We start from the raw sequence: 25,522 nt of genomic DNA on the forward strand, positions 1-25,522 counted from the left end.
TCCTGCTGCGGCTCTTCGTCCGTCACCGGAGGAACGCCGCTGCGACGCCGGCGTCGACGGGCACGTGCAGGCCGGTCGTGTGCGAGAAGTCATCGGTGCACAGGGCATAGACGGCGTTCGCGACGTTCTCCGGCACCACTTCGCGGCCGAGGATGGTGCGCTGGGCGTAGAACTTGCCGAGGTCCTCCTCGTCGATGCCGTAGGTCTTCGCCCGCTGGGCGCCCCACCCTCCGGCGAAGATGCCCGAACCCCGGACGACCCCGTCGGGGTTGATCCCGTTGACCCGGATGCCGTGCTCACCGAGTTCGGCGGCGAGCAGTCTGACCTGGTGGGCCTGATCGGCCTTGGTCGCGGAATAGGCGATGTTGTTCGGTCCCGCGAAGACGGAGTTCTTCGAGGAGATGTAGACGATGTCTCCGCCGAGACCCTGGTCGACGAGGATCCTCGCGGCGTTCTTCGACACCAGGAAGGAGCCCTTGGCCATGACGTCGTGCTGGAGGTCCCAATCGGCCTCCGTCGTCTCGAACAGGGACTTCGACAGGGACAGTCCGGCGTTGTTGACGACGAGGTCGAGGCCGCCGAAGGCGAGCACCGCCTCGGTCAGCGCCGCCCGCACACCGGATTCGTCGGAGACATCGGCCGCGACCCCGATCGCGACATCGGTCGAACCGAGCTCTGCGGCCACGGACCGGGCCTTGTCCCGGTCGAGATCGGCGATGACGACGCAGGCGCCCTCCGCGGCCAGACGGGTGGCGATGGCCTTGCCGATGCCGCTGGCGGCCCCGGTGACCAAGGCGACGCGGGAGCTCAGCGGCTTCGGTGCGGGCTTGCGCTTGAGCTTGGCCTCCTCGAGCGCCCAGTACTCGATCCGGAACTTCTCGGCCTCGGAGATCGGGGCATAGGTCGACAGCGCTTCGGCGCCGCGGATGACGTTGATCGCGTTGAGGTAGAACTCGCCGGCTACGCGCGCGGTCTGCTTATCGGCTCCATAGGAGAACATGCCCACGCCGGGGACGAGGATGATGGCCGGGTCGGCTCCGCGCATCGCCGGTGAGTCCGACTGCGCGTGACGCTGGTAGTAGGCGGCGTAATCGGCCCGGTAGGACTCGTGGAGTTCGGGCAGGGCGGCGATGATCTCCTCGGCCGGTGTATCCGCGGGCAGGTCGATGACCAGGGGTTTGACCTTCGTGCGCAGGAAGTGGTCGGGGCAGCTCGTGCCGAGTTCGGCCAGTTCGGTCAGCTTCTCTCCGGCGAGGAATTCCAACACCGCCTCGTCGTCGGTGAAGTGACCGACCATCGCTCGGTCCCTCGAGGCGAGACCGCGCAGATGCGGTGCCAGGGCCGCGGCCTTCGTGCGGCGCTGCGCCTCCGGGAGGGCGGAATAGTCGGCACGCGCGGCGCCGAAGGGCTCCGGGCGGCCGTGCTGGACGATGTAGTCGGCCGCGGTGTCGATGATCCAGCGGGAGTTGGCTTCGGACTCCGCCGAGGTGGCTCCCCAGGCGGTGATCCCGTGACCGCCGAGGATGGTGCCGACGGCCTGCGGGTTCTCCCGTCTGATCGCTGCGATGTCGAGACCGAGCTGGAAGCCGGGCCGGCGCCAGGGGACCCAGACCACCTTGTCGCCGAAGATCTGCTTCGTCAGTTCCTCACCGTCGGCGGCCGTGGCGATCGCGATGCCGGAATCGGGGTGGAGATGGTCGACGTGGGCGGCGTCGACGAGGCCGTGCATGGCGGTGTCGATGGACGGGGCGGCTCCGCCCTTGCCGTGCAGGGTGTAGTCGAAGGCCGCGACCATCTCGTCCTCCCGGTCCACACCCGGGTACGTCCTCTCCATCGCCCGCAGCCGGTCGAGCCTGAGCACGGCCAGCCCTTCAGGGGTGAGGGTGCCGAGGTCGCCTCCGGAGCCCTTGACCCACAGCAGGGCGACGTCCTCACCGGTCACCGGGTCGACATCGGTGCCCTTGGCCGAGGTGTTGCCTCCGGCGTAGTTCGTGTTGCGGCGGTCGGCACCCAGCGAGTTCGAGCGGGTGATGAGTTCGTGCACTGTCGGATTGATCATGGTTCTCCTCGGGGCTGAGACGGTTGGCGAAGTGGGAGCGGGAACCGAGCCGAGCGTCGGCTCGCCGGCGGCGCGGGGCGGGTGCCCGCGGGGCAGGGCAGGCGCCCGAAGCTGGGGTCAGGCGCCCGCGGCAGGGGCGACTGGCTCAGGCGCCCCAGCCGGCCTGGGTGCCGCCGATGCGGTCGGCGGCGATCCGTTCCTGGTATCCGGAGTCGCGGAAGGCGTGGATGGGATCGGCCGGCAGACCGCGTGCGGCTCTCCACTCGGACAGATCGCGGCGGACATCGGTGTAGAAGGCATCCATGAAGATGTCGTTGGCGGCGATGACATCGCCGGCTCGCTGTGCCGCTGTCAGGGCCTCGGTGTCGAGCAGAAGGGCCCGCGCGGTCATCTCCTGGACATTGAGCACCGATCGGATCTGGCCTTCGATCTTGTTCTCCACGTTGTGGCACTGGTCGAGCATGAACGCGATATCGGGGCTGTTGAGGCCGCCTCCGCGAATCACCTCGTGAATGATGCGGAAGAGCTGGAACGGATCGGCGGCCCCGACGATGAGGTCATCGTCGGCATAGAACCGGGAATTGAAGTCGAAGGAGCCGAGCTTGCCCAAGCGCAGCAGCTGCATGACGATGAACTCGATGTTCGTGCCCGGAGCGTGGTGGCCGGTGTCGAGGCACACCAGAGCCCTGTCGCCGAGCGCCGCGACCTGGGCATAGCTCGTGCCCCAATCGGGCACATCCGTGTGATAGAACGAGGGCTCGAAGAACTTGTACTCGAGCACCATCCGCTGGTTCTCGCCGAGGCGGTCGTAGATGGTGCGAAGCGAGTCGTTCAGTCGGTCCTGGCGTCCCCGCATATCGGCCTGGCCGGGATAGTTCGATCCCTCGGCCACCCAGATCTTGAGGTCGCGGGATCCGGTGCGGTCCATGACGTCGATGCATTCGAGATGATGCTCGATGGCTTTGGTGCGGATGCGCTCGTCCTCATGGGTGAGCGCCCCGAACTTGAAGTCATCGTCCTGGAAGGTGTTCGAGTTGATGGTGCCCAGGCGCACACCGAGGCCGCGCGCGTGGGCATCCAGTTCGGCGAAGTCGCACAGGTCCCACGGGATGTGGAGAGCCACCTGCGGAGCGAGTCCGGTGAGCTCGTGGACCTTGGCGGCGTCGGCGATCTTCTCGAAGGGATCGCGCGGCGTGCCCGGCGTGCCGAAGACCTTGAACCTGGTCCCGGAGTTGCCGAAGGCCCAGGACGGCAGTTCGATCTCCTGCGCCGCGAGCTGATCGGTGATGTCTGCGAAGGTGCGGGAGGTGCTCATGGCTGTGAGTGTTTCCTTACTGTTGCGGTGGTGCTGTTCGTGTGCGGTGCGGCGCGGTCGCGAGTTGGTCCTCGAGGTGAAAGACTTCGCGCAGTCGCTCGGGGCCTTCGTCGAAGGACCCTCCGGCGGCGAAGTACGGTGACATCGACTGCTGCCAGGCGGCATTGATCTCGGTGCGGTCCATTCCGCGCTGGGCGGCCTCGTAGTCTTCGGTTTCGAGGTAGCCGATGATCATTCCCGCGGAGTCGGCGAACAGGGAGTAGTTGGTCCAGCCGGTCGACTCGAGTGCCGTGAGCATCTCCGGCCACACCTGGCGGTGGGCGGCGATGTACTCATCGATGCGGGCCGGATCGACCTGCATGCGGAAGCAGACGCGCTCCATCTCAGGACTCCCTGACCGCGGGGGTTCCGTCCGTGCGGAGGTTGCCCTCGGCCACCTCGGTGGCGTGGTCGGCGTCGAGGAGACGTCCGTACCGTTCGATCTCGATCTCCTCGAGCGTCTTGTTCTGTGTCTTCGGGGCCCAGATCATGCCGATGAGCAGGGCCGCGACGAGGAGGCCGAGGATGAGGACGCCGACGCCGTGCATACCGGTCTTCTCGAGCATGAGGGGGAACCACAGCGAGAGCACGCCGACCATGACGCGCACGATCATGAACATGAAACCCTGGGCCGAGGCGCGGTAGCGGGTGGCGAAGAGCTCGGCCGCCCACAGACCGTAGAAGGCCTGGGCGCCCAGTCCCGAGGAGATGCCCCAGCCGATGGCGAAGGTCAGCAGCGAGAACCAGCCGGCGGGACCGTAGATGAGCACGGCCCAGGCGACGATGCCGAGTCCGGCGCCGAATCCATAGAGCCAGCGACGTGAGACCTTGTCGCCGTAGCGCATGAAACCGAAGAAGGTGGCGGCGCTGGTCAGTCCCCAGACGAGGACCTGCAGGAGGTATTGGGAACGGGCGTCAGTGAGACCGGTGGCCTCGTAAATGCGGGGCTGGAAGATGCCGGCCTGTCCGGCCACGGTGTTCCAGAGTCCGTAGACGCCGATGAGGAAGAGCAGTGCGGTGATGTTCTTCTTCTTGGTGAACATCTCGAAGATGCCGCGGTAGGTGCCGACCGTGCGCGGATTCGACTGCTTCTGACTCCAGCGCCGCGATTCGCTCAGTCCGCGACGGACCCACCAGGTGATGAAGGCGATGACGAACAGATGGGCGAAGATGATCCGCGAGCCCAGCAGTCCCATGGGCTCGAGCAGGGCGGCCAGCAGGAAGCCGATCATCGGGCCGATCGACCAGGCCAATTGGGCGACTCCGACGTGTCCGGCGCGGCGGCCGTCGGGGGCTTCCTCGGCGATGTAGGTCCACGCGGCCGTGACACCGGCGCCCACCGCGATTCCCGTGAGCACGAAGCCGAGGAGCAGTGAGCCGAAGTTGAACGCGAAGACGGCGAAGAGCGTGCCGAACATGTAGAGGATCAGGTCATAGGTGTAGATGAATTTGCGGCCGTAGCGATCGCAGAGCGGTCCGCCGATGGCGGCTCCGATGGCGGCGCCGAAGGCATTGGCGCTCAGGGCGGACAGCAGGCCGACGGCGATGCTGTCGAGTCCGAACTCGGTCTGCCACAGGCTGATGCTGGTGGCGATCGCGATGATCGAACCGGCCTCGATGTAGTTCGACATCGCCACGGCGACCGTGGCTTTCCATTTGGACGACGTCGTTGTGTCCTTCATGAGTTCCTCCGAAGGGATCGGTGATCGCGACGCAGCGATCGGTCTCTGGTGACTTCGTGGGCGGTGTGGTGAAAGCTTCGTTTCCGATGATGGATTGAAACGTTTCAATATTGCTGGTGGGGACACTACCATGTAGTCGAGATCACATCAAGAGATGCCGATGGACGGCGGCTCCAGCGGCGAGTGAGGTCAGCGGCAGGAGGCACGAGCGGCGAGCGAGGCGACCGTGCCGGGCATTTCGGGCACAATGAGACATGTTCCCGCTCCCGGTGGTCGACGGCCCGGGCACTGATGACGAAGGAGACTCATGGCCAAGGTGAGTATGCGCGAAGTCGCCGAGCGCGCCGGAGTCTCGGTGGGGACCGTCTCCCACGTGGTCAACGGTTCGTCGAAGGTCGCCGAGGCGACCGCGCAGAAGGTCAATGAGGCGATCGACGAGCTCGGCTTCGTGCGCAATGCCGCAGCGAGGCAGCTGAGATCCGGTCACAGCAGCAGCCTCGGTCTCGTCGTGCTCGACTCCGCGAACCCGTTCTTCGCTTCGGTCGCCCACGGTGCCGGACACGCCTGTGACGAGGCCGGTCTGTCACTGCTCATCGGAGACTCGGGCACCGACGAGAAACGGGAGTCGAAGTATCTCGAGCTCTTCGCCGAACACCGGGTCAATGGGCTGCTCGTGACGCCGACGGGCGCCGACCTGTCCGAACTCGAATCCATCGCCGCCCGCGGCACTCCGGTGATGCTCGTCGACCGGGCCTCGACCGGATACGCGCTGTCGTCGGTGACGGTGGACAATGTCGCCGGCGGCCGGATGGCGCTCGACCACATCATCGCGGGCGGCTGCGCATCCCCGGTGTTCATCGGCGGTCCGCGGTCTCTGCCGCAGGTTGCCGACCGCCTGGCCGGAGCACGAGAGCGGGCCGAGGCCTCGGGGCTCACGCTGCCGGTGTACGAGACCGAGCAGCTGACCATTCTGGCTGGTCGGGACGTCGGGAGGACGATCGTCGGGCTGCCCGAGGACCAGCGGCCCGATGCCGTGTTCTGCGCCAACGACCTGCTGGCCGTCGGGTTCATGCAGGCGGTCCTCATGTTCAGCGACCTGCGCGTTCCCGCCGACATCGCGATCGTCGGCTACGACGACATCGACTATGCGTTCTCGACCATTGTTCCGCTGACCTCGGTGCGCCAGCCGGCCGAGCTGCTGGGCCGGACGGCCGTCGAAACCCTGCTGCAGGAGAACGCCTCGACCTCGGACGTCCACCACGACCGCGAATTCACGCCCGAGCTCGTCGTCCGGGAATCGACCCGGCCGGTGCGGACGGATCCGGCAAACGGATCGGCGCCCCCGGTGGACGAGTAGGCGTCTCCGGCGGACGAGCCAGCGTCTCATGCGAAGTGAGCGAACACCTCGGCGGGGTCGAGTCCGAAGCTCAGGGCCAGGGTGAGCACGATGCGTGCCTTGCGGGCGTCGAGGATTCCGGCCGGGACGAGTCCGGCCTCGAGCAGACCGATCTCGCCGCCGGGATAGCCGTAGGTGCGTTTCAGGCTCGCCCCGGACCCCGTTCGGGAGGCGAGGACCACCGGCATCGCCTCGGCCAGGCGGGTCACGGCGGGCAGCAGGGACTCGGGCACGTGACCGCCGCCGACTCCCGAGATCACGGCACCGGCGAATCCGGACCCGGCGATGAGCTCGAGCGTCTGCTCGGGCTCGCCCATCCCCACCTCGACGAGGGCGATGTCTTTCAGCCGTTCGGGCCGGGGCAGGCCCGCGAACGGCGAGGGCGAGGTCTGCGGTGCGTGGGGGAGGTGGAGCGTGTTCTCGCTCAGCCAGCCGATCGCTCCGAGCACCGGGCCGGAGGAGAACGCGGCCGTCGAGGTCGCATGCGATTTCGTGACGAACCGCGGGTCGTGGACCTCGTCATCGAACACGAGGCTCGCCGGCAGGTCGCCGACTCGGTCCGACAGTGCCGTCAGCGCCGCGGCTCTGACGTTCGCCGGTCCATCGGCCCCGGGCAGGGTGGGGTTGCGCATGGCACCGGTGGCGGCGATGTGCACGTCTGAGTCATTGAGCAGCCAGAGACCGAACGCGGACTCCTCGAGGGTGTCGGTGCCCTGAGTGAGCACGAGACCGTCGGCGGCGGAGCTGCGGGCGAGGTCGACGACGTCGAAGAGCATCTCGAGGGTGACATTGGCACTCGAGACCTGAGCCACCTGGGTGAAGTCGGCCTGCAGATCCGGCCAGATCCCATCGAGACCGGCCGCCGCGGCCAGCTCGGCACCCCCGAGCGCCGGGGCCACCCCGCCGGTGGCGTTCGCCGTCGATGCGATGGTCCCGCCGAGGGCGGTCAGAAGCAGGTGAGGGGCGGTGTGCGATGAGCTCTCAGGCATGGGACGAGTTTAACGTCAGCGCCGTTTGCTAGTCTCCACGCATGGACCCCGACACCGTGCTCCGCGTGGCCCACGAACAGGCCATGAAGTACCCCTCTGTCGCGGTCGGTCATCCGTTCGGACCGGAGTACACGGTGTACAAGGTGCGCGGCAAGATGTTCATGATGGCCTATGAGCTGCGGGGGACTCCGAGCCTCAACCTCAAGATCGATCCGCTCGACGGCGAGGTGCTGCGGGACGCCTATGCCGAGATCACGCCCGGCTACCACATGAACAAGCTGCACTGGATCACGGTGGCCGGTGCCTCGACGGATGCCGGGGTCGGGAAGGGTGCCGGTGCCTCGACGACTGCCGGCGGCACGAGCGACGGGGTCCGCCTCGATGCCGAGCTGCTCCATGATCTCGTGCTCGAGTCCTACTGCCTCGTGGTGGCGAAGCTGCCGCGGAAGGATCGGCCGGTGGACCCGGTGAGCTTCGGCGGAAGGGACCGCGAGGAGTGAGCGACAGTGGCGCCTGAGAACACGACCGGACCGCCCCCGCCGCGTCCCGGCCCGCCGCGGCCGGACGCGCGACAGCAGCCGGACGCGCCGCCTCTGCGCCGTCACCAGGGCGAGGCGCTGGAGGCTCTGTATGCATCGGCCGAGACCGGGCAGCGCCGTTCGTGGATCGTCCTGCCTCCGGGAGCGGGCAAGACCCGAGTCGGAATCGACCACGCCGAGCACCTGCTGACGCAGGGTCTGGTCGAACAGGTCGTCGCCTTCGGTCCGAATACCGCGATCCAAGGGCAGTGGGCATCGACGTGGGACCGGCTCGCCGGCGACTGGGGCCGGGCGGGCACGAGCCGAGACCTCGACGGCGTCTTCACCGCTCTGACCTATCAATCGCTGGCCGTCTTCGACGAGGACCGCGAACCCGGCGGCAGTCTGCTGAGCGAACTCGCGCCCGGCGGGAGGGACCTCGTCGACGGACTCGTCGCCGGCGGCCCGATGCTGCTCATCCTCGACGAATGTCACCACCTGCTCGAAGTCTGGGGTCGACTGCTGTCCGACCTGCTCGAACTGCTCCCCGATGTCTGGGTGCTGGGACTGACCGCCACCCCGCCGGCGACGATGACCGCGCAGCAGCGAGACCTCGTCTCCGAGCTCTTCTCCGCCGTCCGCTACTCCGCCGCCATCCCGGCCCTGGTCAAAGAAGGCGACCTGGTTCCGTTCGCCGACCTCGTATGGGTGACCGAGCCGACCCGGGCCGAAGACGGCTGGCTGTCGGCCCAGGCCGAACGCCACACCGAGTTCATCACCGGAATCCTCGACCCCGAGCAGGGCTCGATCGGGTTCCTCGAATGGATGGACCGCAGGTTCCTCGGCGCCCGCGCCGAGGCCGTGAGCTGGCAGACCCTGAGCAGGCAGCGACCCGAACTCTGCGATGCGGCGCTGCGACTCCACCACGCCGATCTGCTGCGTCTGCCGCCCGGGGCCCGCCTGAGCGAACAGCACCGCCGCGACCCCGATGCCGATGACTGGGCCCGACTGATCGAGGACTGGATGCGCCACCACCTTCTGGTCTCCGAGGAACCGTCGGATCGCGAACTCGCCGAGGCGATCCGCCGAACACTGCCCGCGATCGGCTGCCGATGGACCCGCAACGGGATCGCACCGGGCCGCTGCCCGACCGACCGCGTGCTGGCGCGTTCGGCGTCGAAGCCGCTCGCCTGCGTCGACATCGTCTCCGCCGAGGCCGCCGCCCTCGGCCAGCACCTGCGCACACTCATCCTCTGCGACTTCGAATCGGTCACGGCGACACTGTCCGCCGATGTCCGAACGGTGCTCGACGAACGCTCCGGCTCGGCGCTGCTCACCCTCGAAACCCTCCTCGCCGACCCGACCACGGCCGCTCTGGGACCGCTGCTCGTCTCCGGCCGCACCGTGGCCGGTGCCCCAGAGGTCCTGGAAGAGCTGAGGGAGACGGTCGCCGCCGCGGACGAGGCGCTGGCCTCCCGCCTGAACATCACCGATCCCGTGGCCGGTGTCAGCCGCCTCGACGGGGGCTGGACCAGCCGGACCTGGGTGCCGTACGTGACCGAGTTCTTCGACTCCGGAGCCTCCCACGTGCTCATCGGGACCCGCGCACTGCTCGGCGAGGGATGGGACGCACCGGCCGTGACCGGACTCATCGACCTCACGACCGCGACGACCCCGACCGCCGTGACCCAGACCCGCGGCCGCGCGCTGCGCGAGGACCCGAACTGGGCGGACAAGGTCGCGCTCAACTGGACCGTCGTATGCATCAGCCCCGACCATCCGCGAGGCGACCGGGACTGGGACCGGCTCGTCCGCAAACACGACGGCTTCTTCGGCACCGATGCCGAAGGGGAGATCGTCGACGGCGTCGCCCATATCGACCCCGCATTCTCGGCCTTCCACCCGCCCGAGGACGACATCGACGCGATCAACGCCCGGATGACCACCCGATCCCAGGCCCGCGCCGAGGTGGCCCGCCGATGGGAGGTGGGAGCCGACTACCGCGATGAGACCCTGCGGTCGGTGCGCATCGTCGGGTCCGGTTCGCCGCATGCCCTCGCCGAGGCGGGTGAGGAGACCGAGGGGATCAGCCCGACACCGCGCAACCGCGACGGCGACCCCGGCGCTTTTCTTCCCTTCTCCCTGCGACCGGCGACGATCGTCGGCTGGTCGACAGTCGGCCTGCTGGCGGTCGTGGCCGCGGTCCTCTCCTCGGGGGCGGCGTTGTGGGTCTTCGCCGCCGTCGCCGCCGGACTGCTGGCGGCCCTGCCGATCGTCCTGAGCATCGTCGGCGAGCGGCGGCACCGCCGCTACGGAAACACCCCGACCGTCGCGCAGATCGGGTCCGCCATCGCCGAGGCGCTGCACGCACTCGATCTGAGCACGGCGGGCGCCGATGCGGTGCGGATGCGCATCGACGCCCGCGGCGACCTGCGGTGTCATCTCGATGCGGACCCCGCCTCGGCGGAGGTCTTCGCCCACGCCTTCGATGAAGCGGTGTCACCGATCGCCGATCCCCGCTACCTCCTGCCGTGCTGGCGGCTGCCCGCTCAGCCGCCGGGCCTGCGCGGCTGGTGGACCCGGATGCGGTGGGGCACCGGTTCGGCTCACCGGACCGCACCGAACTGGGTGCCCGTGCCCAGCGTGCTGGGCACGAAGAAGGCCAGAGCGGTGGCCTTCGCTGCCGTCTGGGACACCTGGATCGGAGGAGGCGATCCCGTCTACACCCGCAATCCCGAAGGAGCGGGAACGCTGGCGGCCGTGCGCGGCAGCGACCCCTGGGGGCTGACATCGGTGCTGCGCCTGCGCTGGCGCTGACCGGCGAGTTGGCACGGCGGTGCCTCGGCGCAGAGAATGGTCCGTATGTCAGCCCTGTCTTCCGCGCTCGCCTACCGGCGGCTGCTCGAGTCGAATGCCACTCTGCGCATGCTCAGGGCCGACAACCTCGCGGTCATGGCCGGGACCCTCGACGCCCACCTGGGACGGCCCGGGACGCGGATGAGCACCGAGGACCTGCACGAGAGCATCGACGCCGACCTCGAGGAGCTGCGTGACCACTTCGACCTCTCGCTGCGGACGGCGAAGGCCTACTGTGACGATTGGCGGCGGGCGGAGATCCTCGTCCGGCGGCCGGCCACCTCGGCCAGAGGCGAGACCTATGAGCTCTCAGCGGCCGGCTTCGACGCCATCCGCATGCTCGAGCAGCTGCGCACCCCACCCCAGACTGCCACCGAGTCCCGGCTGGTCAGCCTCGCCCAATCCGTGCGTCAGCTGGCCATCGACACCGACCCCGACAGCTCGCGCAGGCTGGCCGCTCTGCGCGCCGAACGCGACCGCATCGACGCCGAGATCGCCCGTGTCAGACGCGGTGACCCGCGCTCGGTGGTCCTCGACCGGAGGCGGGCGAACGAACGTGTGAACGACATCCTCCAGCAGGCGCAGGGCCTGCCGGCCGACTTCGCCCGGGTGCGCGCCCGGTTCGAGGAACTCAACCAGGAGCTGCGGATCTCGATCCTCGCCGCCGAGGATTCCCAGTCCCAGGTCCTCGACGAGGTCTTCCGGGGCGTCGACCTCATCGAATCCTCCGATGAGGGGCGCACGTTCTCGGCCTTCTCAGCCCTCGTCCGCGATCCCGAACAGTCCGCGGCCTTCGACGACGACATCGCCGCCATCCTCGACCGCGACTTCTCCGCCACCCTGTCGCTTGCCACCCGCCGCTCGCTGCGCACCCTGATGCGGCAGATGAAGGACGGCTCCCACGAGGTCTCGGACATCCTCACCGAATTCGCCCGTGGTCTGCGCCGCTACGTCCACTCCCACGAATTCCAGCGTGATCGCGTGATGCGCACCCTCCTGCAGGAGGGGCTGGCCGCGGCCGCGCCCGTCGCCCAAGTGCGCAGACCCTATGACGAGATCGGCGTCGACCTCGAACTCTCGAGTGTGTCTCTGGGCAGCATCGGCGAGGTCATCCTCCATGACCCGGATGAGTTCGACGCCGGTGCCGAACTGAACGAGGCAGCCGAGTCCGAAGTCGACTTCGCCGAACTCGTCGCCGTGGCCCGCGAGTCCGAGATCGACTTCGCCGAACTCACCGAGAACATCAACTCCGTCGTCTCCACCGCCGCCGAGGCCTCCGTCGCCGAGGTGCTCGACCGGTTCCCCGCCACTCAGGGGCTGGCCAGCGTCGTCGGTCTGCTGTCCCTGGCCGGCACGTACGGGCAGGTCGACGGGGGCCGGGTCGAAACCCTGATCTGGTCCGGTGTCGACGGGGTTGCCCGCACCGCCACGATCCGCCGCCACTACTTCACTGAAGGCATCACCCTATGAGCCGCACCGATCACACCGAAGCGACCGCCTCCGAGACTTCTGCCGCGCCGGTCGAGGCCGGCGTCGAGCACAATCCCAGCGCCCTCTGGTTCGGCGATACCGGGACACTGGGGGAGCGGACCCGACGAGTGCTGCTCGAACTGCTCAAGGGCCCCTATGTCTCCGGGGTGCAGAGTCCCCAGCTGTGGTCGGCTCTGATTGCCGACGAAGGACTCGTCCGGTCCCGACTCCACGAGCTGTTCCTCGACCTCGTCATCGACCCGGTCGACGAATTCGCCTTCACCCGCAAGATCGTCACCGATGAGATCGAAGCACCGGCGGCCGTGCGCAGCGAACGCCTGACCTTCCTCGACACGGCCATGCTCCTCGTGCTGCGCCAGCTGCTGCTGGCCGCTCCCGGGGAGAAGCGCGTCATCGTCGACCGCGAGGAGGTCTATGAGCGGCTGGCGATCTACCGCACCGGCGACGAGTCGACGTTCCAGCGCAACCTCAACGGCTCCTGGTCCCGGATGAGCAACCGGCTGCGCGTCCTCCACAAGGCCGGTGAGGACCGCTTCGAGATCTCACCGATGGTGAAGTTCCTCATCGACGAGGACCGGGTGCGCGAACTCATCGACGTCTACGAGCGCATCGCCTCAAGTCAGTCCGACGCAGGTGAGGCCGACACCGCAGCCGATGCGGGCGAGACCGGCGCTGAGACCGATGCCGGTGAGGCCGACGCGCCGGAGGAGACCACCGGAGAGGAGGAAGCGTGACCGAGGCGCTCTTCCCGCTCGATGCCGCATTCGTCGCCGATCAGGCGCGTGCCCGCGGTGCGAACCGACCCGATGTGGGCAGCCAGTGGCGGCTGTCGGAGATCCAGATCGCGAACTGGGGCACCTTCGACGCCGATATCCACCGCATCCCCGTCTCCCACAAGGGCCACCTCATCACCGGACCGTCCGGATCGGGCAAATCCTCGCTCCTCGACGGCATCGCCGCGGTCCTGACCCCGGACAAATGGCTGCGCTTCAACGTCGCCGCGCAGACGGCGGGTGCTCGCCTCGACCAACGCAGCCTCGTCAGCTATGTCCGAGGAGCGTGGACGCGGACGGCCGACTCCGAAGAGGACAGGGTCGTCAGCAAGTATCTGCGCCCGCGCGCCACGTGGAGCGGGATCATCCTCCGCTACGACAACGGCAGCGGCCGACCGCTGTCGCTGGCCCGGCTGTTCTTCATCAAGGGATCGGGGACGAAGACGAGCGACCTGTCCGACGCGTGCGTGTGGGAACGGGCCGAACTCGACCTCGCCGACCTCCAGCACTACGCCCGGTCGGGTCTGGAGACCCGCAAGCTCAAGGCCGACCACCCCGATGCGGTGGTCACCTCGAACGGCTCCCACGGGAAGTTCTACGCCCGGATGCGCAAGACCTTCGGCATGGCCGATGAGTCCGCGCTCCAACTGCTGCACAAGACGCAGTCGGCCAAGAGCCTCGACAGCCTCGACCGGCTCTTCCGCGACCACATGCTCGAGACTCCGGTGACCTTCGACCTCGCCGAGACCGCCGTCGCCCAGTTCGGCGACCTCAAGGACGCCCACGACCATGTCGTGCAGCTGCGCAAACAGCGCGATCATCTGCTGCAGCTGCGGGAGGCGGCGTCCGGTTTCGAGACCGCCAATGACATCGCGGCGAAAGCGATCGCCCTGAGCGAGTCCCTGCTGCCGTATCAGAAGCGGCGCGAACTGAGCATCCTCCGGTCTGATCTTTCGGCTCTGACCCGGCAGATCGTCGAACTCGAGGTCACCGCCGACCGGGCGAGGCGCGACTATGACGCCGCGGTCGACGAATACGACCTGGCCAGACGCGCGACGCTCGAGCTCGGCGGTTCGGAGGCCGAGCACCTCCAGCAGCGCATCTCCGCCGCCGAGACCGAACGCCGAGCCATCGCCGAGCGCTGGGCCGGGCTGGCTCGCCAACTCGAACAGGCCGGCATCGACTCCGCCCCGACCACGGCCGCGGAATTCGCCGAACTCCAGGCCCAGATCGCGACCAGCCTCGACGACGACACCCAGGTCGCCGGACCCAGCCACGCCGATCACGATCGCTTCTCGACCGCCCGCGCCCGGGTCCGGGAGCTCGAGGGTGAGATCGAGTCGCTGCGCCGTTCGGGGTCGACCGTGCCGAATAACCTCATGGCGATCCGGGCCGAGCTCGCCGCCGGCACCGGACTGAGCGAGAAAGCGCTGCCCTTCGCCGCCGAACTCATCGAGGTCGATCCCGATCAGGCCCGGTGGACCGGCGCGATCGAGCGGGTGCTGCGTCCCATGGCCCTGACCGTCCTCGTCCGCGCGGAGAATCTCACCGCCGTGCGCACCTGGGTCGACGCCCACCGAATCCGCGGTCGCCTCGTCTTTGAGGAGATCCCACACCAGGTGCCTTCTCCGCGCCCCGTCGGCAGTGAGAAGTCCCTGGTCAACAAGGTGCGCGTGTCCGACACCGGGTTCGGCGACTGGGTGCGGGCGACCCTGTCCGAACGCTTCGACTTCGCCTGCGTCGATCACCCCGACGAACTCGACGACCACCCGCGTGCCGTGACCGTCAAGGGCCAGGTCAAGACCTCGCGGACACGGTATGAGAAGGACGACCGCAGGCGCCTCGACGATCGCAGCCAATGGGTCCTCGGCGACCGTGAGGCCAAGCTCGAAGCCCTCATCGACTCCCTCAAGCAGGCCCAGACGGAACTGGCCGCCGCCGAGCAGATCGTGGCCGCCGCCGATGCCGAAGCCGCTCAGGTCCACCGCCGCCGAGGCATCCTCGCCGGCATCCGCGAACAGTCCTGGAGGGACGTCGACCGGGTGGGGGCCGCCGAACTGGTCGAGACCCTGGAGCGGCAGCTGGCCGAACTCGAGGCCGCCGACGGTGACCTCCAGCAGGCGATCGGAGCCGAACGCGAGGCGAAGGCGGCCAAGGACGCCGCCGAGGCCGCACGCACCGAAGCCGACTACGTCCTGCGCCGGGCGGGTGAGGAATCGGCGAGCCTGCGGTCGGGCATCGATCGGCTCGACGACGATGTCAGCGCCGGCCGGATCCCCGAGGTCGAGGACGACCTCGTCCGGCAGCTGGACGAGAGGTTCCGGAAGATCCAACGCAGCATCCGACGCGAGAACCTCGCCGAGGTGGGCCAGCAGGTGTCCCAGGCGCTGCAGGAGGAGAAGGACCGGGCCCAGGCGGAGGCGAGCCGGGCCGGACAGTCCGTGACCCGTCTGGCCGCGGAGTTCAAGGCCGCATGGCCGTCGGTGTCGTCCCAGCTCACGGCCGAGGTCGAGGACCGGCGGGCGTATCTGGCGATGCTCGATGAGATCGAAGCCCATGGTCTTCCCGATCACGAGAACCGGTTCCGGCAGCTGCTGCAGCAGCGCTCCCGCGACCTCATCGGCGAACTGCTCAACGAGATCCACGCCGCCCCACGCGAGATCGAGGACCGGGTCGCCCCGATCAACTCCTCCCTGCTGCGGTCCCAGTTCGACGAGGACCGCTATCTGCGGCTCAAGGTCAAGACTCGACGATCGGAGACCGTCAACGCCTTCATCGCCGATCTGCGCCTCGTCGCCGCCGGCAGCTGGGGCGAGGACGATATGGACACCGCGGAGCAGAAGTACGACACCCTGGCCGAGGTGATGCGCCGGTTCGCCTCCAGCGAGCACGTCGACAAGGTGTGGAAGACCCAGTGCCTGGACACGCGCCTGCATGTGTCATTCCTCGCCGAGGAGATCGACGATCACGGCCGGGCCCATGCCACCTACGATTCGGGTGCGGCGATGTCCGGCGGTCAGCAGCAGAAGCTCGTGATCTTCTGCCTGGCCGCGGCGCTGCGCTATCAGCTCGCGGACCCGGACGAGGCGATCTCGAAGTACGGCACGATCATCCTCGACGAGGCCTTCGACAAGGCCGATACCCGATACACGCGGATGGCGCTGGACATCTTCATCGAATTCGGATTCCACATGGTGCTTGCCACCCCGCAGAAGCTGCTGCAGACCATCGAACCCTATGTGGGCGCGGCCACCTCGATCGAGAACCCGAGCCGGCAGAAGACCCTGACCTCGACGATGGTCTGGGACGAGTCGGAACGCAGTCGGGCCGATGATGAGCAGAGTCCGGCCGAGGAGTTCGTCGAGCGATGACCATGCTCTCCGTCGCCGAGGCTCGAGCGAGGGCACGCAAGCGTCTGAACTCATCCATGGCCGCCTGGGCCGCGGACGCCGTGGACGAGGTGCGACTCGAGATCGCGCTCAGACCGCCGGCGGAGAAGCAGGTGCTCGCCGACCAGACAGCCGCCGCCGACTGGGCAGCGAGCTGGCGGGCCGTCGACGAGACGGCGACGACTGCGGGCCTCGAGATCGACTGGCAGGACCGCAGTTGGACCCGCATCGGCCGTCAACGCATCCCGATCCGACTGCGCCTGACCACCCCCGACGAGGCGGCCGCCTTCGCCGGGGGCGACACGGCCCGAGACTGGGCGAGGCTGCGTGACCGGGCCGCCGTGATCCGGCTGCGGCTCGGAGACGGGGCGAACGCGACTGCACCTGTGGATGCCGAGGACGCGACCGGCATCGGCGGTGACCGAACCGGAGACGGCGCAACCGGCATCGGCGGTGACCGAACCGGAGACGGCGCAACCGGCGACTCCGTCGATTGCGAGGTAGACCCTCTGGCGGCGGCAATCCGATCGCAGGCGAAGCGGATACTCTCTCTGTCCGCACCAGGATTCGACACCGTCATCGCCGTGGTCGACTGGCTGCGCGGCCACCGACTCGGATCGCTGCGCCCACGGCAGCTGCCCATCCGCGGGGTCGACTCGAAATGGTTCGAAACCCACAGAGGTCTCGTCACCGCGCTGCTCAACGGGATCGGGCACGCCGACGCCGTGAGCGTCCTCGATGCCGAACCCCGGATGCGGCTGCGCATCCTCGACCCGGCCATGAGCACCGACCGGTCCGGACTCGACGACATCACCGCGCCGATCTCCCAGCTCAGCCGCCTGCCGGTCTCTCCGAGGCTCGTATTCGTCTTCGAGAACCTCGAGACCGTGCTGGCCATGCCGGTCTGGCCGTCCGCCGTGGCCGTCCACGGCTCCGGCTACGCCGTCGACGCGGTGGCGCAGCTGGCCTGGATCGGGGGCGCCCGGGTGATCTACTGGGGAGACCTCGACTCACACGGGTTCGCGATCCTCAACCGCCTGCGCACCCACCTGCCCGATGTCGAGTCCGTGCTCATGGACGAAGCCACCCTGCTCGCTCACGAGGACCTGTGGGTGCCCGAGCCGAAACCCAGCTCCGGCACGTTCCGGGAACTGACCGGTTCGGAGACCCGCGCCCTCGAACGCATCCGGGCCGAGGGGGACGTCCGCCTCGAACAGGAGCGGATCCCCTGGGACACGGCTCTGGCCCGGCTGACCGCCGCGGTCGGGGAGCCGAGGTGGGGCCGCCTCGGCGAGGGACGGGGCCGCAGGCGGGGACCGGACCGAATGGGGTCGATGACGACCGATCGGCCGCGCGGGGGACTGGCCGCGCTGTGTCTGGCGGAGCTGGTCTGCTGGGGCCTGCTCTACTATTCGCTGCCGGTGGCGGTGACTCCGATCTCGGCGGACATGGGGTGGTCCCACACGACGGTGACGGCGGCACTGACGCTCGGACTCATCGTCTCCGCGCTGATGGGACCCGGTGTCGGGCGGATGCTCGATGCGCACGGTCCCAGGCTGATCATGGGTGCGGCCACGGCCATCGGCGTCCTCGCCCTGGCACTCGTGGCCATCGCCCCGAACCTCTTCGTCTTCTTCCTCGCCTGGGTCCTCGCCGGATTCGCGCAGGCAGGGACCCTGTATCCGCCGGCCTTCGCCGTCGTCACCCGCTGGTACGGCGCCGAGCGGACGAAGCCGCTGACGACGATCACGCTCGTCGGTGGGCTGGCCTCGACGGTGTTCGCCCCGATCATCGCCTGGCTCATCGACGAGACGGGCTGGCGGGCGACCTATTTCATCTTGGCCGGGCTGCTCGCCGTGGTGGTACTGCCGCTGAACCTGGGCTTCCTCAACCGGAGGTGGACCGACGAGGCGGCCGCACGCGAACAGAAGCCGAGTCGGGCCGAGCTGCGCCGGGTCACGCGTGCCCCGCGCTTCCTCATCCTCCAGGCAGCGGTCGCCATCGCCACGTTCACCCTCTTCGCGGTGACGATCAACATCATCCCGCTCATCATCGAACGCGGCGCCGGGTACGGTCTGGCCGCCGTGGCGCTCGGACTCGTCGGCTTCGGCCAGGTGGCCGGACGGTTCGGGTATCCGAGCCTTGAGCGGCACACGAGCACCCGCCTGCGCACGGTCATCCTCTTCGCCGCCGGGGCGGTCGGCCTGTGGCTGCTGGCCCTCGTCCCGGGGCCGACCTGGCTGCTCATCGGCATCGGCATGGTCGCCGGGGCGGTTCGCGGGTGCATGACTCTGCTGCAGGCCACCGCGGTCTCCGACCGTTGGGGGACGAAGAACTTCGGCGCAGTCAACGGGGTCTTCGTCGCCCCGATCACTGCCGGGACCGCCCTGGCACCGGTGGCCGGGCCGGCCCTGGCCGGGGTGCTCGGCGGCTACCCGATGATGGCGGTGGCCATGGCCGGTCTGCTCAGCCTTGCGACGCTGCTCTCGGCCCGGACATGAGGGGCCCGCACGTGAGGGGTCCGGAGACGAGGGATCGTGCGTGGGGGCTGGCCGCCTCGGGCAGCGTATTCCCGCACGGGAGCGTGAGGAATCGGACAGCCTCGGCGCGGGAATCCGGGGCTAGACTGAAGAAGCGGTCAAGGCCTCGCCTCGAGGCGACCCCTGCCGGGGTTCGCACCAGCGCATCCCTGGCGTTCGTGTTTCAACGGAAGGAATCGCATGCCCACCGTAGCCAGGAACATCGTCGATACCCTCGTGGCCAGCGGAGTCGAACGCGTCTACGGCATCCCCGGAGATTCGCTCAACGGCTTCACCGACGCGCTGCGGGTCAACCCGCAGCTCGAATGGGTCCATGTCCGCCACGAGGAGGCCGCCTCCTTCGCAGCCAGCGGTGAGGCAGCACTGACCGGCGAGCTCGCCGTGTGTGCCGGCAGCTGCGGACCGGGCAACCTCCACCTCATCAACGGCCTCTACGACGCTCAGCGCTCCCGTGTCCCGGTGCTCGCCATCGCCGCGCACATCCCCAGCGACGAGATCGGCTCGGACTACTTCCAGGAGACCCACCCGACGGATGTCTTCCGCGAGTGCAGCGTCTACGTCGAGCACGTCGCCAACCCCCAGCAGATGCCCCGACTGCTGCGCATCGCCATGCGGGAGGCCATCGAGAAGCGCGGCGTCGCCGTCCTCGTCATCCCCGGCGATATCGGACTGAGCGAGATCGATGCCGCCGCCGAGGTGGTCAAGTCCTATCCCTCCCGTGTGATCCCCGCCGATTCCCAGATCGAGGCCGCGGCGAAGGCGCTGAACAAGGGCAAGAAGACCACGATCCTCGCCGGTGCCGGCACCGAAGGCGCCCATGACGAACTGCTCGCCATCGCCGATAAGCTGCAGGCCCCGATCGTCCACTCCCTGCGCGGCAAGGAGTTCGTCGAATACGACAACCCCTATGACGTGGGCATGACCGGGCTGCTCGGCTTCTCCTCCGGCTATGCCGCGCTCAAGGACTGCGACACCCTGCTCATGCTCGGCACCGACCTGCCCTACCAGCAGTTCTATCCCGAGAACGCGACCGTCATCCAGGTCGATGTCCGCGGCTCCCAGATCGGGCGCCGCACCCCTGTCGACATCGGGCTGGTCGGCACGGTCGCCGATACCGTCGAGGCCCTGCTGCCGAAGATCGCTGCGAACCGCAGCAGCTCTCACCTCAAGGCGCTGACCAAGCACTATGCGAAGACCCGCAAGGACCTCGACGAGCTGGCCACGCCCTCGAAGCGCACGATCCACCCGCAGTACCTGACCCGGCTCATTGACGAGATGGCCGATGACGACGCGGTCTTCGTCCCCGATGTCGGCTCACCGGTCGTCTGGGCGTCTCGGTACCTGACGATGAACGGCAAGCGTCGGCTCATCGGCTCCTTCAGCCACGGTTCCATGGCCAACGCCCTGTCCCAGAGCGTCGGGGTGTCCTCGGCGTTCGGGGATCGGCAGACCATCGCCATGGCCGGCGACGGAGGTCTGGCCATGCTTCTCGGTGAGCTCATCACGCTCACTCAGAACAAGCTGCCGGTGAAGACGGTCGTCTACAACAACTCCTCGCTCAACTTCGTCGAGCTCGAGATGAAGGCCGCCGGCTTCGTCACCTTCGGCACCGACCTGGCCAACCCCGACTTCTCCACGATCGCCGAGGCGGTCGGCATCAAGGGCTTCCGCGTCGAGAAGTCCAAGGACCTGCCGAAGGTGGTGAAGGAGTTCCTCGCCTATGACGGTCCCGCCGTCCTCGATGTGGTCACCGAACGTCAGGAGCTGTCGATGCCGCCGTCGATCACCGTCGAGCAGGCCAAGGGCTTCGCCCTCTACGCCATCCGCACTGTGCTCTCGGGCAAGGGCGACGAGCTCATCGACCTTGCCAGGACGAACATCCGTCAGCTGTTCTGACCCGGAGTCCGGCGGATGCGGCAGCGAGTCTGCGGCCGCGTGGGCGAGCCTGCGGCTGCCTGCCTCCGCGAGAGTCTGCCTCCGCGAGAGTCTGCGTCCGCGAATGTCTCCTGCGGGCGGATCCGCGTGGAAAAGCGGGACCTTATCAAGCTGGATCCGCCCGCAGGAGACACGTACGGCACAGTACAGGCTGACGCAGCCGTCTCAGAGCCGAACAGTGGTCGCGATCGGACACTTCTGAGGCACGGAAGTGTCCGATCGCGACCACTGCTCGGCGCCGGTGTCCGAAGGCGACCACTGTTCGGCGGCCGGAATCGCCCGCCGCTCAGACCACCGGGTAGTCCGCCAGCGCCTGGGCGGTGACGAGGGCGGCGGTCATGGCCTCGTGCCCCTTGTCCTCCTGAGAGCCTTCGAGTCCGGCCCGGTCGAGTCCCTGCTGTTCGGTGTCGCAGGTGAGCACGCCGAAGCCCACGGGCTTGCGCGTGTCGATGGCGACCCGGTTGAGTCCGTCGGTGGCGGCCTGGCAGACATAGTCGAAGTGCGGGGTGCCGCCGCGGATGACGACACCGAGGGCGACGACCGCGTCGAAGTGCGGGGCCAGCCGGGCCGCGGCGACAGGCAGTTCGAAGCTGCCCGGCACACGGACGAGCGTGGCGTCGGCTCCGGCGTCGGCGGCGGCGCGCTGGGCTCCGTCGACCAGGCCGTCCATGATCTGCGTGTGCCAGGAGGCGGCGATGATGGCGATGCGCAGTTCGGCGGCGTCGACGGTGAGTTCGGGTGCTCCGGAGTGGGCCATGTTCTGTCCTTCTTTCAGGTCTCTGGTGAGTCGGCTTGCTGGTCTCTGGTGAGCCGGGTTCGTTCATGAGCGGTCCGCGACCGCGGCGCTGGCCGAGGCTCGCGGCGGCCGCGCCCGAGAGTCGTGGCCGCGCCCGAGACTCGCAGTGCTGACCGAGGTCCGCGGCGGCCGCGCCCCCGGTTCAGCTGGCGACGGCTCCGGCGGAGTCGGCGCCGGAGGCGGGGGTGCCCGTGACCGCCGGCAGCGTCAGCGAGTGGTGCATGCGCTCGCGCTTCGTGGTCAGGTAGTGCGTGTTCTCGGGCCGAGCCGCGACCTCGAGCGGCACGACCGCTTCGACCGTGATGCCCAGCTTCTCCAGGGACGCGGTCTTGACCGGGTTGTTCGTCAGCAGCCGGATGCGGTCGAGTCCGAGTGTGCGGAGGATCGTCGCCGCGGCGCGGTAGTCGCGGGCGTCATCGGTGAATCCGAGCTCCCGATTCGCATCCACGGTGTCCCACCCCTGATCCTGGAGCGCATAGGCCCGCAGCTTGTTGCTCAGCCCGATACCGCGTCCCTCGTGACCGGTCAGGTAGATCACCGCCCCACCCTGCTCGGCGATGAGATCGAGCGCCTGGTTCAGCTGTTCACCGCAGTCGCACCGGTGGGAACCGAACACGTCCCCGGTCAGGCACTCCGAATGCACCCGCACCAGCGGCGCCGGACCGGCCGGGGCCGGATCGAGGGAACCCGCGAACACGCCGAGGTGGTCGTGCCCGTCGATCGTGAATGCGCGGGCCCGCAGACTCCCGTGCTCCGTCGGCAGCGGCACCTCCTCGGTCGAGCGCAGCGACTGCGTCGCCGCCACCGGATCGGCGCTCGTCGCCACCGAGGGGGCCGACGGCACCTCGGCACCGGCAGCCGCATCGCGCTCATCGAGGTAGGCGATGAGCTGTTCGATCGAGACCATCACGAGTCCGTTGGCATCGGCGAAGTCGCGCACCGCATCGAAGCGCATCATCGAACCGTCGTCGTGGACGACTTCGCCGATCATCGCCACCGGCTGGGCGCCGGCCAGGCGTGCGAACTCGACCCCGGCCTCGGTGTGGCCGGGACGCTGCCGCACGCCACCGGCCTTCGCGATCAGCGGGAAGACGTGGCCGGGCCGTGAGATCGCGGCGGGATCCGGTTCTGCCGCCGCCAGGACGCGGCCGGTCAGTCCGCGTTCGGCGGCGCTGATGCCGGTGGTCACGCCCACCGCATCGCAGCTGACCGTATAGGCGGTGCCCTTCGGGTCCTCGTTGTCGGCGACCATGGGCGGCAGCCGCAGGGCCTCGGCCCGGTCGGCGGTCATCGGGGCGCAGATGACGCCCGAGGTGTAGCGGACGAAGAAGCCCATGGCGGCGTCGTCGGCGAATTCGGCGGCGATGATGAGGTCGCCTTCGTTCTCCCGGTCCTCATCGTCGACGACGAGGATCGGCCGCCCCGCGGCGACGGCGGAGATGGCCTCTTCGATCGAATCGAGACGACTGGCATGGGCGAGAGAATCAGTCATGAGCGACTCCTTGATCTGTGTTCGGGTGTGCACCCGCCGAGGCGGGGCCGGGGTGGGTCGGTGCGTCGTCGGCCATGCGGAAGGACAGCAGGCGGGCGGTGTACTTCGCGAGCACATCGACTTCGATGTTCACGGCCGCTCCGATCTCGAGCTCGCCGAAGGTCGTGTGCTTCAGCGTCGCCGGGATCAGACCGACCTCGACCCAGGCGGTGGGCTCGTCGGGTTCGGACACGGCGGTCAGGGTCAGCGACACCCCGTTGAGGGCGATGGACCCCTTGACCGCGGTCAGCGGTGCGAGTTCGGCGGGGATCGCGATGCGCAGGGTCGACCATTCGGGCCGGTCGGTGCGGTCGATGAGTTCGCCGCGGCCGTCGACATGGCCCTGGACGACGTGTCCGTCGAAGCGCCCCGAGGCGGGAGTGCAGCGTTCCAGATTGACGCGATCGCCTGCCTCGAGGCTGCCGAGTCCGGTCAGACGCAGGGTCTCGCCCATCACCTCGGCGGTGAAGAGTCCCGGTCGCCCGGAGTCCTCCTGCCGCGACGACGTCAGGCAGACGCCGTTGACGGCCAGGGACCCGCCGAGGTCGAGGTCGGCGACGAGATCGCCGGCGTCGACGGTGATCTCGGCCGAGTCGTTCGTGTGTTCGATGGCCTCGACGGTGCCGAGTCCTTCGATGATTCCGGTGAACATGTGCCTCCGTGGTGCTGCTTGCTGAATCCTGGTTGGTGAGTCTTGGCTGGTGAGTCGCAGATGCTGAGCCGTGGGCTCCTGCGGTGTGCCCGATCGACGCCGGCTAGGGCGCCGGAGCCGAGTCCGCGACGAAGTGGAGCAGGAAGTCCGGCCCGAGTCTTGAGACCGCGGGCACCTCGGTGTCGTCGGGGAGCAGGCGCAGGGCGTCGGCGAGGGTGTCGATGCCGAGCCCGTCGACGCTGCGCCGGCCCGGACCGATGAGCAGCGGAGCCTGGTAGCAGAAGACCTCGTCGACGGCCCCGGCTGCGAAGAAGGCGCCGAGGACCTGCGGCCCGCCCTCGACGAGGAGGTGGCGGACGCCTTCGGCATGCAGTCGATCGAGGGCCTCGCCGATGTCGTGGGTGGGCAGCCGGAGAGTGTCCGGGTTGAGCGCGAGGAAGGACTCGGGCGGCAGCGGCGAGGTGCCGAACACGACCGGCCGCGGTTGGTCCGGCAGCGGGGAGCCGTCAGCGGCGCGGGCGTTGAGCCGGGGGTCATCGGCCAGCACGGTGCCGGTGCCGACGAGGATGGCGTCGACGCGGGAGCGGATCTGATGCGCATGGGCCCGCGAGTCCGCCGAGGTGATCCACTGACTGGTTCCGTCCGCGGCGGCGACGGCGCCGTCGAGGCTCTGCGCGATCTTGGCCGTGACGAAGGGGCGGGAGGCGGTCATGGTCTCCACCCACCGGGCATTGAGTTCGTGGGCGCGGTCGCGGTGCAGTCCCGAACGCACCCGCAGCCCCGCCTCGGCGAGGATCCGACCGCCGCCGGAGGCGAGTGGGTTCGGGTCGGGGGAGGAGAAGACGATCGATGGGATCGACGCCGCGATGATCGCCTCGGTGCACGGACCGGTCCGCCCCCGGTGGGAGCAGGGTTCGAGGGTGACGAACAGCGTCGAGGCGCTCAGGTCGATGTCGAGGTCGTGGGCGGTGGTGATGACGTCGACCTCGGCGTGGGCGGTTCCGGCTCCTGCGTGATGGCCGGTGACGATCTTCCCGTCCGCGGTCAGGATCGCGGCGCCGACCAGGGGATTGGCCCCACGGCAGCCTTCGCGGGCAGCGTCGAGGGCGGCCGACATCGCCGTGGATTCGAGTTCGGTGAACTCCGCGTCCAATGGAAAACCTCCCGAGCCTTCGCCGGGAGGGAGGATATTGCGGGTGCAACCATCAGGGCGGTCGGACGTGTGCGACGGTGCCGTCGTATGCACCGAACACAGCGGCCGAGGCCACCATGCTCCTCCCATCCAGACTCTGACTGTCGGTCTCGGAATTTCACCGAATCAGCCGCCGGCATGAAGCTGGCGGGTCGCGGACTGTCACCGCCGGTACGGAATTTCACCGTCCCCGGAACATGTGAGCCCAGATTAGCACGCCGATCGTCGAGGCGGGAATGCTCCTGGTCACAGACTGAGATATCGGCGCCGATCCGATGCGCGGGCGGATCGACGCTGGTGTGGGCGCGCGGAGCATCTGAGGGCGGCGAGGGTCAGTTCGTGCCGAGGGCATCGATTTGCGTAGGTGCA

Annotated in this window: 17 protein-coding genes and 1 riboswitch; of the genes, 8 read left to right on the forward strand and 9 right to left on the reverse strand. The window is 68.6% G+C overall.

Features of this window, described 5'->3' with window-relative positions; translation table 11 throughout:
• Window positions 1-22 precede the first annotated feature (22 nt).
• The 4 genes from IG171_RS18180 to IG171_RS18195 form a co-directional block, all read right to left on the reverse strand.
• Window positions 23-2,059: a bifunctional aldolase/short-chain dehydrogenase gene (locus tag IG171_RS18180; protein WP_212128711.1), complete on the reverse strand. Its 2,037-nt coding sequence runs from the start codon at window positions 2,057-2,059 to the stop codon at window positions 23-25.
• A 145-nt stretch (window positions 2,060-2,204) separates the two neighbouring features.
• Complete coding sequence (gene rhaI / locus IG171_RS18185; protein WP_212128712.1) at window positions 2,205-3,374, reverse strand: L-rhamnose isomerase; 1,170 nt, start codon at window positions 3,372-3,374, stop codon at window positions 2,205-2,207.
• 16 nt (window positions 3,375-3,390) lie between these two features.
• The gene (locus IG171_RS18190) at window positions 3,391-3,756 is read right to left on the reverse strand and encodes an L-rhamnose mutarotase (RefSeq protein ID WP_212128713.1); all 366 of its coding nucleotides are present in this window, start codon (window positions 3,754-3,756) and stop codon (window positions 3,391-3,393) included.
• Between the two features lies 1 nt (window position 3,757).
• Window positions 3,758-5,095, reverse strand: coding sequence for an MFS transporter (locus IG171_RS18195; protein ID WP_212128714.1), 1,338 nt, complete (start codon window positions 5,093-5,095; stop codon window positions 3,758-3,760).
• 307 nt (window positions 5,096-5,402) lie between these two features.
• On the opposite strand from IG171_RS18195, the gene IG171_RS18200 reads away from it, so the two are divergent.
• A complete protein-coding gene (locus IG171_RS18200; protein ID WP_212128715.1) occupies window positions 5,403-6,452 on the forward strand; it encodes a LacI family DNA-binding transcriptional regulator in 1,050 nt (349 codons plus the stop codon).
• 26 nt (window positions 6,453-6,478) lie between these two features.
• Here the strand turns inward: IG171_RS18200 and IG171_RS18205 are convergent, their stop codons facing one another.
• Complete coding sequence (locus IG171_RS18205) at window positions 6,479-7,480, reverse strand: asparaginase (RefSeq protein ID WP_212128716.1); 1,002 nt, start codon at window positions 7,478-7,480, stop codon at window positions 6,479-6,481.
• A 41-nt stretch (window positions 7,481-7,521) separates the two neighbouring features.
• Here IG171_RS18205 and IG171_RS18210 point away from each other — a divergent pair, with 41 nt between their 5' ends.
• The 7 genes from IG171_RS18210 to poxB all read left to right on the forward strand — a co-directional run bounded on the left by IG171_RS18210 (window position 7,522) and on the right by poxB (window position 20,943).
• Window positions 7,522-7,980 carry an MmcQ/YjbR family DNA-binding protein gene (locus IG171_RS18210; RefSeq protein ID WP_212128717.1) on the forward strand — a complete coding sequence of 153 codons (459 nt, stop codon included), beginning with the start codon at window positions 7,522-7,524 and terminating at the stop codon, window positions 7,978-7,980.
• Between the two features lie 6 nt (window positions 7,981-7,986).
• Window positions 7,987-10,815, forward strand: a complete 2,829-nt coding sequence (locus IG171_RS18215) for a DEAD/DEAH box helicase family protein (RefSeq protein WP_212128718.1) — start codon at window positions 7,987-7,989, stop codon at window positions 10,813-10,815.
• Window positions 10,816-10,860: 45 nt separating this feature from the next.
• Window positions 10,861-12,324, forward strand: a complete 1,464-nt coding sequence (locus IG171_RS18220; RefSeq protein ID WP_212128719.1) for a DUF3375 domain-containing protein — start codon at window positions 10,861-10,863, stop codon at window positions 12,322-12,324.
• The gene (locus IG171_RS18225) at window positions 12,321-13,079 is read left to right on the forward strand and encodes a DUF4194 domain-containing protein (RefSeq protein WP_212128720.1); all 759 of its coding nucleotides are present in this window, start codon (window positions 12,321-12,323) and stop codon (window positions 13,077-13,079) included. Before IG171_RS18220 ends, IG171_RS18225 begins: the two co-directional genes overlap by 4 nt.
• On the forward strand, window positions 13,076-16,489 hold the full coding sequence (locus tag IG171_RS18230) for an ATP-binding protein (protein ID WP_212128721.1): 3,414 nt from the start codon (window positions 13,076-13,078) through the stop codon (window positions 16,487-16,489). The genes IG171_RS18225 and IG171_RS18230 overlap by 4 nt, the downstream gene beginning before the upstream one ends.
• A complete protein-coding gene (locus IG171_RS19235; RefSeq protein ID WP_249203816.1) occupies window positions 16,486-19,008 on the forward strand; it encodes an MFS transporter in 2,523 nt (840 codons plus the stop codon). The genes IG171_RS18230 and IG171_RS19235 overlap by 4 nt, the downstream gene beginning before the upstream one ends.
• Window positions 19,009-19,227: 219 nt before the next feature.
• Window positions 19,228-20,943, forward strand: a complete 1,716-nt coding sequence (poxB, locus tag IG171_RS18245; RefSeq protein WP_212128723.1) for a ubiquinone-dependent pyruvate dehydrogenase — start codon at window positions 19,228-19,230, stop codon at window positions 20,941-20,943.
• 325 nt (window positions 20,944-21,268) lie between these two features.
• Here poxB and ribH read toward each other — a convergent pair whose 3' ends face one another.
• The 4 genes from ribH to ribD form a co-directional block, all read right to left on the reverse strand.
• Entirely contained in the window at window positions 21,269-21,739 is a 471-nt protein-coding gene (gene ribH, locus IG171_RS18250; protein WP_212128725.1) for a 6,7-dimethyl-8-ribityllumazine synthase, read from the reverse strand.
• 181 nt (window positions 21,740-21,920) lie between these two features.
• A complete protein-coding gene (gene ribA / locus IG171_RS18255; protein ID WP_212128727.1) occupies window positions 21,921-23,270 on the reverse strand; it encodes a GTP cyclohydrolase II in 1,350 nt (449 codons plus the stop codon).
• Window positions 23,263-23,961, reverse strand: a complete 699-nt coding sequence (locus tag IG171_RS18260) for a riboflavin synthase (RefSeq protein WP_212128729.1) — start codon at window positions 23,959-23,961, stop codon at window positions 23,263-23,265. Before IG171_RS18260 ends, ribA begins: the two co-directional genes overlap by 8 nt.
• 103 nt (window positions 23,962-24,064) lie before the next feature.
• Window positions 24,065-25,114 carry a bifunctional diaminohydroxyphosphoribosylaminopyrimidine deaminase/5-amino-6-(5-phosphoribosylamino)uracil reductase RibD gene (gene ribD, locus IG171_RS18265; RefSeq protein ID WP_249203818.1) on the reverse strand — a complete coding sequence of 350 codons (1,050 nt, stop codon included), beginning with the start codon at window positions 25,112-25,114 and terminating at the stop codon, window positions 24,065-24,067.
• 113 nt (window positions 25,115-25,227) lie between these two features.
• Window positions 25,228-25,355: riboswitch (FMN riboswitch) on the reverse strand.
• Window positions 25,356-25,522 lie beyond the last annotated feature (167 nt).

Source organism: Brevibacterium sp. SMBL_HHYL_HB1, assembly GCF_018208375.1.
Lineage (GTDB): Bacteria > Actinomycetota > Actinomycetes > Actinomycetales > Brevibacteriaceae > Brevibacterium > Brevibacterium intestinavium.